The organism is Azohydromonas caseinilytica (assembly GCF_012927045.1).
Lineage (GTDB): Bacteria > Pseudomonadota > Gammaproteobacteria > Burkholderiales > Burkholderiaceae_C > Azohydromonas > Azohydromonas caseinilytica.
The window spans coordinates 32,575-44,252 of the sequence record NZ_JABBFW010000006.1 but is presented as its reverse complement, the minus strand read 5'-3'; the positions used below and the strand labels follow the sequence as shown (position 1 = coordinate 44,252).

The window sequence follows — 11,678 nt, the reverse complement described above, 5'->3', positions numbered from 1 at the left end:
ATTCACGATGATGAAGGGACAACTGGCCGGCCTGATGAAGCAGGCGCAGGCAATGCAGGACAACCTCAAGCGCGCGCAGGACGAGCTGGGCAGCATCGAGGTGGAGGGGCAGTCCGGCGCCGGGCTGGTCAAGGTCACGATGACGTGCAAGCACGACGTCAAGCGCGTGACCATCGACCCCAGCCTGCTGGCCGACGACAAGGACATGCTCGAAGACCTGGTGGCCGCGGCCTTCAACGACGCCGTGCGCCGTGCCGAGACCGTGAGCCAGGAGAAGATGTCCAAGCTCACCGCCGGCATGCCGCTGCCGCCGGGCATGAAGTTCCCGTTCTGAACGGCTTTCCCGCTGCCTCGGCTTGAACGCTCCGGCCAGCCACCTCGATGCGCTGATCGACGCCCTGCGCCGCCTGCCCGGCGTGGGCGTGAAGTCGGCGCAGCGCATGGCCTACCACCTGCTGCAGCATGATCGCGCCAGCGCGCAACGCCTGGCCTCGGCGCTGCAGGCGGCCGCCGAGCATGTGCAGCACTGCCGGCGCTGCCATGGTCTGAGCGAAACGCCGCTGTGCGGCATCTGCGCCGACCCCGAGCGCGACGCGCGCCAGCTGTGCGTGGTGGAGGGGCCGGCCGACCTGGCCGCGCTGGAGCGCACCGGCAGCTACCGCGGCCTGTACTTCGTGCTTAAGGGCCGGCTGAGCCCGCTCGATGGCGTGGGCGCGCGCGACATCGGCGCGACCGAGCTGCTGGAGCGCGCCGCCGACGGGCAGGTGCAGGAGGTCATCCTCGCCACCAGCTTCACCGCCGAGGGTGAAGCCACGGCCCATGTGCTGGCGCAGGCGCTCAAGGCGCGCGGCCTGCAGGTCACGCGCCTGGCCCGCGGCGTGCCTGCGGGCAGCGAGCTCGAATACGTGGATCTCTCCACCATCGCGCACGCCCTGGTTGACCGGCGCTAAGCCGCCGGCTTCCTGCGGCCGGCTCCCCCACTGTCGGCTGCCCTGTTCACCCGTCGCGAGCCTGCGCGGGTCAACTCCATGCCTGGACTTCGTTGGCTGCCGTTGCCGGCATGCGCGTATGCGCTTGGTGTCGGGCCGGCGTGGAGCGACGGCCAAGGCCATGTCCGAAATCTTGCGGTCTCCTCGGCAAGTCCGTGATGGACTTCCTCAGCATTTGTCCGTATTGACTCGCAATTCGCGGAAAAAAATTGGTTAACCGTTAAGATTGTGTGGCTTTTGCAGCAATGAGTAAAAAAGCTTGACTTTGCTGAACAAGCTAAACCATTTCTTCTTAAAAAAATCCATGAGCAAAATCAAAAAACTTCTTTCCGTGGCCGGCATTGTTGGCGGTGCCCTGGCAACCCTTGACGCGGCCCAGGCCAATTTCTGCGGCATGCCCGGGCTGCCGGCCTGCGCGGTGCCCGAGCCCGGCTCGCTGCCGCTGGTGATCGTCGGCATCGCCGGCGCTGCCGTCGTGGCGCGCTTCTTCAAGAAGAAGTAAGCCTCGCCGGCCTCCCGCGCCCGCTGCTGAGGCAAGGCGCTCCCGGGCTTCGTGCCCGGCCCTCACTTCTTCCGTTCACATCCGGTCCTTCAGGGCCCATTGCCCGAGTGCCTGCGCTGGCTGGCGACTCGGGCCGCCGCATGGCCGGTCGGACTTCGCTCGCTAAAGGTTTTCCATGGCACTGGCACCCAACATCACCGTCTCCCTCAGCTATCCGGGCTCCCTGCTGGAGTCCAGCTTCGGCGATGCGCGGGTGACTTCGTCGAACGCAGTGCTGAACCCGGGTGCTCCGGCCGGCGGCACGGTCTACGACGTGTGGTGCATCAACATGAACGTGCAGATCCAGCTGCCGGGCACCTACAAGGCCTGGGTCTACTCGGCCTACGAGCTCACCACCCTCACCGCCAACGTGCCCACGCTGCGTACGGGCGTGAACCTGGCCAATCTCGACAACGTCAACTGGCTGCTGAACTACTACAACGGCGCCAACCCGGGCATTTCCTTCGGCGAGGTGCAGAGCGCGATCTGGCAGCTCCTGGGCTTCAAGTACACCATCGCCTCCTACCTGGGTGAGCAGAACGTGCCCGACATCGACGCACTGGTGGCCCTGGCATTGGCCAATGATGGCTACGTGCCCGACGCCGGCGAGGTCATCGGCATCGTGCTGGACCCTACCTCGTCGACCGGCCTCACGCACTACCAGCCGCTGATCATCGAGAGCCGGGCCGCCAAGATCGGCAACTTCGTCTGGGATGACCTCAACGTCGACGGCGTGCAGGACGCGGGCGAGCAGGGCATCGCCGGGGCCACGGTGGAGCTGGTGCGCGACATGAACGGTGACGGCCAGTTCTCCGGCAACGAGATCCTGGCCACCACCGTCACCGACCTCAGCGGCTATTACAGCTTCAAGGGCCTGACGCCGGCGCTGGAGTACCAGGTGCGTTTCACGCGTCCCGCCGGCTTCGACGGCAACAGCCCGCGCCAAGTCGACGGCAGCGCCAGCTCCGACAGCAACAGCGACGGCTTGTTGTCCAGCGTCATCGTGCTCAAGCCGGGCGAGTACAACGCCGGCATCGACGCCGGCTTCTTCCGCCATGCGTCGCTGGGCGACCGGGTCTGGCTCGATGCCAACGGCAACGGCCGGCAGGACGCCGGCGAGGCCGGCATCGCCGGCGTCACGGTCCACCTGCGCGACGCCGCCGGCACCGTGGTGGCGACCACCACCACCGATACCCTGGGCGCCTACAGCTTCTCGGGCCTGCGCCCAGGTACCTATGACGTGCAGGTCGTCACCCCGACGGGCTTCACCGTCACGCGCCAGGACGTGGGCGACGACGCCACCGACAGCGACCTCGGCACCACCGGCCTCACCGGCCGCTACACCCTGACCTCCGGCGCCACCGTCACGAGCGTGGACGCGGGCTTCTTCCGCACCGCCGGCCTGGGCAACCGGCTGTGGCTGGATGCCAACGGCAACGGTCTTCAGGACACGGGCGAGCAGGGCATTGCCGGCCAGACCATCACGCTCATCGGCGGTGGCATCGACCGTGTCGTGGGCACCGCCGACGACACCACGGCGGCGATGACCACCGACGCCAACGGCTACTACCATTTCACGGGCCTGGCGCCCGGCGTGCAGTACCAGGTGGTGTTCGGCCAACCTGCGGGCACGGTGTTCACCAGTCGCGACAGCGGCAGCGACGTGATCGACTCGGACGTGGGCAGCACCGGCCGCAGCCCCGTCGTCACGCTGACCTCGGGCCAGGACAACACCAGCATCGACGCGGGCGTCTACGTGCCGGTGTCCATCGGCAACCGCGTCTGGGAGGATGCCAACGGCAACGGCCGGCAGGATGCCGGCGAGGCCGGCATCGCCGGTGCCACGGTGCAGCTGCTCAACGCCAATGGCGTGGTCGTGGCGACGACCACGACCGATGCCGATGGCAACTACAACTTCGCCAACCTCAAGCCGGGCCTGTACGACGTGCGCTTCATCGCGCCGACGGGCTACATCGACACGCGCCAGGCCACGGACAGCGGAGGGCCGGTCGCCGGTGACGGCATGAGCAGCGGCTACCTGCTGGCCTCGGGTGAAAGGGTCACGGACGCGAATGCGGGCTTCTTCCGCAGCGCCAGCCTGGGTGACCGCGTGTGGCTCGATGCCGACGGCAGCGGCCGCCAGGACGCGGGCGAGCAGGGCCTCGCCGGCCAGACCGTCACGCTCATCGGCGGTGGCGCCGATGGCGTCATCGGTACCGGTAACGACGACACCACGACGACGGTGGTCACCGATGCCGATGGCCGCTACAGCTTCACGGGCCTGCGGCCCGGCACGCAGGTCCAGGTGGTGTTCGGCAAGCCCGAGGGTGCCGTGTTCACCGGCCGCGACAGCGGCGACGACCTGGGCGACTCGGATGCCGACGCCGCCGGCCGCAGCGCCGTCATCACGCTCACTTCGGGCGAGAACAACACCAGCGTCGATGCCGGGGTGTACCTGCCCGCGTCCATCGGCGACCGGGTGTGGGAAGACGTCAACGGCAACGGCCGCCAGGACGCCGGCGAGGCCGGCATCGCCGGCGTGACGGTGCAGCTGCGCGATGCCATGGGCGCCGTGGTGGCCAGCACCACGACCGACGCCGAGGGCCGCTATGCCTTCACGGGGCTGCGCCCGAGCAGTTACGACCTGCAGTTCACCACGCCCACGGGCTTTGTGGTCACGCGCCGGCACGTGGGCGAGGGCGCCGGCGACAGCGACGCCGACGCAACTGGCCTCACCGGCCGCTACACCCTGTCCTCCGGCGCCGTGGTCACGACCGTGGACGCGGGCTTCTTCCGCAGCGCCAGCCTGGGTGACCGCGTGTGGCTCGATGCCGACGGCAGCGGCCGCCAGGACGCGGGCGAGCAAGGCCTCGCCGGGCAGACGGTGACGCTCATCGGCGGCGGCACCGATGGCGTGATTGGCACCGCCGACGACACCACCGCCAGCGTGACCACGGATGCCGACGGCAACTACCGCTTCAGCGGCCTGACGCCCGGCGTGCAGTACCAGGTCGTTTTCGGCAAGCCCGAGGGCAGCGTGTTCACCGGCCGCGACAGCGGCGACGACCTGAGCGACTCGGACGCCGACGCCGCCGGCCGCAGCGCCGTCATCACGCTCACTTCGGGCGAGAACAACAGCAGCGTCGATGCCGGGGTGTACCTGCCCGCGTCCATTGGCGACCGGGTGTGGGAGGACGCCAACGGCAATGGCCGCCAGGACGCCGGCGAGGCCGGCATCGGCGGCGTCACGGTGCAATTGCGTGACACCGATGGCGCCGTGGTGGCCAGCACCACGACCGACGCCGAGGGCCGCTATGCCTTCACGGGCCTGCAGCCCGGGCAGTACGACCTGCAGTTCGCCACGCCCACGGGCTTCGTGGTCACGCGCCGGCACGTGGGCGAGGGCGCCGGCGACAGCGACGCCGACGCATCCGGCCTCACCGGCCGCTACACCCTGGCCTCGGGCGATGCCGCCACGACGGTGGACGCCGGCTTCTACCGCACGGCCAGCCTGGGTGACCGCCTCTGGATCGATGCCAACGCCAACGGCCAGCAGGACGCGGGCGAGCAGGGTCTCGCCGGCCAGACCGTCACGCTCATCGGCGGTGGCGCCGATGGCGTCCTCGGCACCGCCGACGACACCACCGCCAGCGTCACCACCGATGCCGACGGCAACTACCGCTTCACCGGCCTGACGCCCGGCGTGCAGTACCAGGTGGTGTTCGGCAAGCCCGCGGGCTACGTCTTCACCGCCCAGGATCGCGGCGGCGATGCCACCGACTCGGACGCCGCCATGGCCACCGGCCGCACGCAGATCGTGACCCTGGCCTCGGGCCAGGCCGACCTGTCGCTGGATGCCGGCGTCTACCAGAGCGCCAGCCTGGGCCAGCGCGTCTGGCTCGACCTCGACGGTGACGGCGTGCAGGACACGGGCGAAGCCGGCCTGGCCGGCGTGCGCGTGACGCTGGTGAGCGGCACGGGTGCGGTGCTGGGCAGCCAGCTCACCGATGCCAACGGCAACTACCTGTTCTCCAGCCTCACCCCGGGCAGCTACGGCGTGCGCTTCGACCCCGCCACGCTGCCCCTGGGCTACACCAGCACCACGCTGCCCCTCAACGCGGGCAACGGCAGTGCCGGTGCGCCGACCGTGCTGGAGTCTGGCGAGGCTGACCGCAGCTTCAACCTGGGCCTCAATGCCCGGGTCGGGATCGACGTCGAGAAGGTCGTGCATGGCGAGTACGTGCTGCGCACGCCCGGCGCCGGCGACGAGGGCCTTACGCCCGGCTTCTGGAAGAACCACACCGGCGCCGGCGGCGCGCCGCTGGCCGGCTGGCCCGATACCGGGCTCTCGCCCCAGGCCAGCTACGAGGCGCTGTTCGGCGTGGACGTGCGCGGCAGCGCGCCCACGCTGCTGCAGGCGCTCGGCGCCAACGGTGGCGGCGTCAACGCGCTGCTGCGCCACTCGGCCGCGGCGCTGCTCAACGCCGCCGATCCGTACGTGGACTACTACTACAGCCGCGAGCAGATCATCTCCATGGTGCGGCAGGCCTTCGCCACGGGCGACTACGAGACGGTGAAAGACCTGTTCGCCGCCCGCAACGAACTGGGTGCGGACCGCGGCACGCTGGAGGGCGGCAGCACCGTCAAGGTGGTCACGCTCGACATGGACGCCGACACCGCCGCCAGCGGCCCGACCATTCCCATGGGCGGCGAGGCGGTCTTCACCTACGTGGTGCGCAACACCGGCACGGTGGCGCTCAGCGGCGTCAGCGTCACGGACAGCCACACCTCGGGCCTGCAGTTCGTCGGCGGCGACACCGACCGTGACGGCTGGCTCGATGTGGGCGAGACCTGGACCTACACCGCCCGCGAGGCGGTGCAGACCGGCGGCACCACCGTCGGTGCCGGCACCGCCACGGGCCGCGACGCCGTCTCCGGCCGCACCGCCAGCGACACGGACCTGACCCACTACACCGCCGGCGTGAGCGGCGGCGTGGAGAAGAGCAGTGGCAGTGCCAGCCTCGACCTGGAAAAGCTGGTGCATGCCGAGTACCGCATCGCCACCGACGACCGGGGCACCGAGGGCCTGGCATCGGGCTTCTGGGTGGACCACAGCGGCAGCGGCGTGGGCTGGTCCGAAACCGGGCTATCACCCGACGCGAGCTTCGAACAGCTCTTCGGCGTGGACGTGCCCGACGCCGCCCCGACGCTGCTGCAGGCGCTCTCCGGCGAGGGTGGCGAGGTCCAGGCGCTGCTGCGCCAGGCGGCCGCGGCGCTGCTCAATGCCTCCGATCCCTACATCAGCTACCTCTACACCCGCGAGCAGGTCGTGAGCATGGTGCAGGAGGCCTTCGCCGGCGGCGACTACGAGTCCGCCAGGAACCTGTTCACGGCGCAGAACGAGCTCGGCGCCGACCTGGACACGCTGGCCGGCTCGACGCTGGTGGTGAGCGCCGATGTCGATGCCGACACCGCCGACGCCGCCCTGGCCGTTCCGGCCGGCGGCCAGGCGGTCTACACGTACCTGCTGCGCAACACCGGCAGCGTGGCGCTGGACCGCGTCGTCGTGAGCGACGACCGCCTGGCGGCTCCCACGCTCATCGGCGGCGACGCCGACGGCGACGGCCGCCTCGACGTGGGCGAAACCTGGGTCTACACCGCCCGCGAGACGGTGCAGGCCGGTATCGAGCTCGTCAGCACCGGCAGCGCCTCGGCCCGCAATCCGGCCTCGGGCGCGGTGCTGCGCGACGACGACGCGGCCCATGTCCATGGCACGGCGCCGGTCGAGACGTCGCTCGCCCTGCTCGGCACGCTGTCGAGCGACGCGACCACGCACACGCTGGCCTGGTAATGAAGGGGCTCGGGCATGGGCCGCACCGGCCCATGCCCGGGACGGGCGCCATGAAAAAGCCGCCACAGGAAGCTTCCTGTGGCGGCTTTGTGCTGTCCGGCCCGGGCCGGCGGAAGAGGCGGCGCCTGCGGCGCCCGCCGCTCAGCGGCGGATGCTGTCGCGGGCCTCGGCCACCCTCATGCTGCCGTTGCGGCTGGCCACGGCACGCGTTGCGGCCGGACGGGCCGCGGCGGTGCGCTGGGTGGCGGCCGGCCGTGCGGCAGCCACGGCGCGGCGCTGCTGGGTGGCCGGGCGGGCGACGCTGCGGCTGGCCTTGCCGCGCGCGCTGGCGCTGGCCTTGGCGGCCTGGGCCTGTGCCGGCTCGGGCGCGGCCGAGGCCATCGCCACCTGTGCGGCCTTGGCCGGCAGGTACAGCACCACGCTGGCGCCCGGGGCGAAGCGGCCGCGGGCCGCCACCTTGTTCCAGGCCGCGAGCTGGGCGGTGGTGGTGCGGGTGCGGCGCGCCACGGAGGCGACCGTTTCGCCCTTGCGCCCGGCCTTGAGCACCACGCGCTGCAGCGGCGGCACGTCCGGCGCCAGCGCGATGGAGGCGTTGTCGGCGATGTGCCCGGCCACGTTGCTGGCGGCATCCGCGGCGCGCGGCACGATCAGCGTGGAGCCGGCCTTGACCAGCATGCGCATCGGGATGCGGTTGGCCTCGCGCAGCGTGTCCTCGTCGACGTCGAGCTCCCGGGCCACGTCGGCCGGGCGCATGGTGCGCGGCACCACCCAGGCGGTCCAGCTCGCGAGCTGCCCGCGGTAGCGCGTCAGGTTGTTCACGAAGATGCTGGCGTTGTCGTAGGGCAGCAGCACCTGCGGCGTGCCCGCGGCCAGGATCACGGGCTGGTTCATCTGCGGGTTGAGCGCCTTGAACTCCTCCAGCGACAGCCCCGCCAGCCGTGCCGCGACCGCCACGTCGATGTCGCGCTCGATGGGCACGCCCAGGAAGTAGGGGTGGTTCTCCAGCGCCGGCAGCGTCAGCGCGAAGGCGTCCGGGCGCAGCACGATGTTCTTGACCGCCTGCAGCTTGGGCACGTAGTAGCGCGTCTCCTCGGGCATGCGCAGGCTCTCGTAGTCCGTGGGCTGCCCGGCGCGCTCGTTGCGCGCGATGGCGCGCTGCACGTTGCCCTCGCCCCAGTTGTAGGCCGCCAGCGCCAGGTGCCAGTCGCCGAACATGCCGTACAGCCGCGTCAGGTAGTCCAGCGCGGCGCGGGTCGAGGCCAGCACGTCGCGGCGGTCGTCGCGGAACATGTTCTGGCGCAGCTCGAAGTCGCGGCCGGTGGCGGGCATGAACTGCCACATGCCCGAGGCCTTGGCCGAGGACAGCGCCTGCGGATTGAAGGCGCTCTCGATGAAGGGCAGCAGCGCCAGCTCGGTGGGCAGGCCGCGGCGCTGCACCTCCTCGACGATGTGGTAGAGGTAGCGCCCGCCGCGCTCGGTCATGCGCTGCACGTAGTCGGGCCGCTGCGAGTACCACTGCTCGGCGCGGCGCACGTAGTCGTTGTCCAGGTCCGGCACGCTGAAGCCGGTGCGCACGCGCGCCCACAGGTCCACGCGGGCGCTGCTGGCGTCCAGGTTCACCGCCTCCTCGGGGCGCAGCGGGTCCACCGGCGCAGCCACCGACGTCGGCGCCACGGGCTTGGCCGGCGTGACGACGATGTCGGAGGCCGCTTTGGGCTGGAGCGGCGGCGCGGCGGCGACGTCCTCCGGCGTCACCGGGCCGCCGGGCATGGGCGCCGTGGCGCAGGCGCTCAACGCCGCCGCGGCGGCCAGGGACAGCAGGGTGCGCCAGAAAGGCGGCAGCAGAGGCGGGATGTTCTTCATTGGAATCCGTTCTTCCATTCACGCAGCGTCGCCAGCACCTCGACGTCGCCATGCGTTCCCGGCCGGCGCTGCTGCGCGGCGCGGACGACGTCCGGCTGCGACAGGCGCAGGAAGGGATTGATCTGTCGCTCCAGCGCGAGGCTGGAGGGCAGGGTGGTGCCTCCATGTGCCCGTTGGTTTTCGCACCAGGCGCGGTGCTGCGCAATGGTGGAATTGTCGGGCTCCACGGCGGCGGCGAAGCGCAGGTTGGACAGCGTGTACTCGTGCGCGCAGCACACGCGGGTGTCGTCGGGCAGCGCGCTCAGCGCCGCCAGCGAGGCCTGCATCTGCGCCGGCGTGCCCTCGAACAGCCGGCCGCAGCCTGCGGAGAACAGCGTGTCTCCGCAGAAAAGGATGGGGGCGCCGTGCGCGCCCCCAGGGAGGTAGTAGGCGATGTGGCCGGCGGTGTGGCCGGGCACGTCGATGACCTGGAAGTCCAGGCTCAGGAGGGAGGCGGTGTCGCCACCGCGCAGCGGCGTGAAGGGCTGCGGGATGCGCTCGCGCGCCGGGCCGAACACGGGGCCTTCCAGCAGCGGGCGCAAGGCGTCGACGCCCCCGGTGTGATCGCCGTGATGGTGGGTCACTAGAATGCCCGCCAGCCGCAGCCCCTGGGACTGCAGCGCCGCTTGCACCGGCTCAGCCTCGCCCGGATCGACCACCAGCGCCTGTCTGCCGTCGTGCAGCATCCAGATGTAGTTGTCGGTGAAGGCGGGCAGGGCGAGCAACAGCATGGCGGGCGATTATAGGAAGGCTCTCCACGTGAAAACCCTGTGCGGGAACCGGCGTCCGTGATGGAAGCCGAGCCGCTGAATCCCTTGGCGTCCCGCGCGCAGTCGCAGCACGAAGCCTTGCGGCGCTGGCTGAACACGGCGCCGGGACGCTATCTGCTGGCCTGGGAGCAGCAATGCATGGACCTGGCGGTGCCGGATCTGTTCGGTTTCCATGCCCTGCAATTGGGGTTGCCGGAGCTCGACGCGCTGCGCATGAACCGCATGCCGCACCGCTGGTGCGCCAGCGACGAGCCGCTGGACCTGCATAGCGCCGGCCGCCGCGCCGCGGTGGTGACGCTGCATTGCGAGTCCGACGCGCTGCCCTTCGCCAACGCGAGCCTGGACCTGGTGGTGCTGCCGCACGCGCTGGAGCTGGCCAGCGACCCGCACCGCACGCTGCGCGAGGTCGAGCGCGTGCTGGTGCCGGAGGGGCGGGTGGTGATCCTGGGCTTCAACCCGTGGAGCCTGTGGGCGCTGCGGCAGCGGCTGGGGCGCTGGCGCCGGCGGCTGGGCTCGCGCGCGCCGCTGTTCCTGCCGCCCTCGGGCGAGCCCATCGGCTACTGGCGGCTGCGCGACTGGCTGCGGCTGCTGAGCTTCGAGGTGGAGGCCGGGCGCTTCGGCTGCTTCGCGCCGCCGCTGTGGCGCCGGCGCTGGCTGCAGCGCTTCGCCTGGATGGAGGACCGCGGCGACCGCTGGTGGCCAGTGTTCGGCGCGGTGTACCTGGTGGTGGCGGTGAAGCGCGTGCGCGGCATGCGCCTGGTGGGGCTGGCGCGCAGAGAAAGAGTCAAGGCCAGCACGGCACCCGCCGTGGTGGCAAACAAGGAAGGACTGGAAGTTGAGTGATGTGAGTACGGCGGCCCCGGGTCGCGAGCAGGCCGCCGCGGCGGCACCGGCCGGCGTGGTCGTCTACACCGACGGCGCCTGCAAGGGCAACCCGGGCCCCGGCGGCTGGGGCGCATGGCTGCGCAGCGGCGCGCACGAGAAGGAGCTGTGGGGCGGAGAGCGGCTGACCACCAACAACCGCATGGAGCTCACCGCCGTGATCGAGGCGCTGTCGGTGCTGAAGAAGCGCTGCCGCGTGGACATCCACACCGACAGCGAGTACGTGCGCAACGGCATCACCACCTGGATTCACAACTGGAAGAAGCGCGGCTGGACCACGGCCGACAAGAAGCCGGTGAAGAACGTGGAGCTGTGGCAGCGCCTGGACGAGCTGGCGCAGCGCCACGACGTGCGCTGGCACTGGGTGAAAGGCCACTCAGGCGACCCGGGCAACGAGCGCGCGGACCAGCTCGCCAACCGCGGCACGGCGGAAGTGATGCGCTGAGGTTGGACGCGGCGCCCACCACCGAGGCGACGCACCTCCCACTTCCTCATTCCCGCGCAGGTGGGAATCCAGGCAGTTCCCAAGCTGTCCGGGAGCTGGATGGCAGGCGAACTGCGCAGCAGCCCGTAGAAGAAATGTCGTCATGCCCGCGCAGGCGGGCATCCACGCTGGCCGGGATGCAGCCCGGGGCTCGTGGACATCCGCCTTCGAGGGTGTGGCGAGGTTTTTTCCAGCACTCAGCAGCGATCAGGACGAGCCAGCTGTAGCCGCGTCAGCCCAGGGCAGGACTCATTCCACT

Annotated in this window: 8 protein-coding genes; 6 read left to right on the top strand and 2 right to left on the bottom strand. The window is 70.7% G+C overall.

Translation table 11 applies throughout. The annotated features are described in order from the left end of the window. Window positions 1-7: 7 nt before the first annotated feature. The 4 genes from HHL10_RS10385 (at window position 8) to HHL10_RS10370 (ending at window position 7,381) form a co-directional block, all read left to right on the top strand. Window positions 8-334, top strand: coding sequence for a YbaB/EbfC family nucleoid-associated protein (locus HHL10_RS10385; protein WP_169160300.1), 327 nt, complete (start codon window positions 8-10; stop codon window positions 332-334). Between the two features lie 22 nt (window positions 335-356). After that, complete coding sequence (recR, locus tag HHL10_RS10380) at window positions 357-950, top strand: recombination mediator RecR (protein ID WP_169160299.1); 594 nt, start codon at window positions 357-359, stop codon at window positions 948-950. A 298-nt stretch (window positions 951-1,248) separates the two neighbouring features. Next, a complete protein-coding gene (locus tag HHL10_RS10375) occupies window positions 1,249-1,491 on the top strand; it encodes a PEP-CTERM sorting domain-containing protein (protein WP_169160298.1) in 243 nt (80 codons plus the stop codon). A gap of 175 nt (window positions 1,492-1,666) precedes the next feature. Continuing rightward, a complete protein-coding gene (locus tag HHL10_RS10370) occupies window positions 1,667-7,381 on the top strand; it encodes an SdrD B-like domain-containing protein (RefSeq protein ID WP_169160297.1) in 5,715 nt (1,904 codons plus the stop codon). Window positions 7,382-7,522: 141 nt separating this feature from the next. Here the strand turns inward: HHL10_RS10370 and HHL10_RS10365 are convergent, their stop codons facing one another. Both HHL10_RS10365 and gloB read right to left on the bottom strand, forming a co-directional pair. Further along, window positions 7,523-9,244 (bottom strand): transglycosylase SLT domain-containing protein, encoded by a 1,722-nt coding sequence (locus HHL10_RS10365; RefSeq protein ID WP_235971290.1) that lies wholly within the window; start codon window positions 9,242-9,244, stop codon window positions 7,523-7,525. Continuing rightward, window positions 9,241-10,014 carry a hydroxyacylglutathione hydrolase gene (gene gloB, locus HHL10_RS10360; protein ID WP_169160296.1) on the bottom strand — a complete coding sequence of 258 codons (774 nt, stop codon included), beginning with the start codon at window positions 10,012-10,014 and terminating at the stop codon, window positions 9,241-9,243. Before gloB ends, HHL10_RS10365 begins: the two co-directional genes overlap by 4 nt. A gap of 60 nt (window positions 10,015-10,074) precedes the next feature. Here gloB and HHL10_RS10355 point away from each other — a divergent pair, with 60 nt between their 5' ends. Beyond that, window positions 10,075-10,896, top strand: a complete 822-nt coding sequence (locus HHL10_RS10355) for a class I SAM-dependent methyltransferase (RefSeq protein WP_169160295.1) — start codon at window positions 10,075-10,077, stop codon at window positions 10,894-10,896. A 1-nt stretch (window position 10,897) separates the two neighbouring features. After that, window positions 10,898-11,380 (top strand): ribonuclease HI, encoded by a 483-nt coding sequence (gene rnhA / locus HHL10_RS10350; RefSeq protein WP_310734577.1) that lies wholly within the window; start codon window positions 10,898-10,900, stop codon window positions 11,378-11,380. Window positions 11,381-11,678 lie beyond the last annotated feature (298 nt).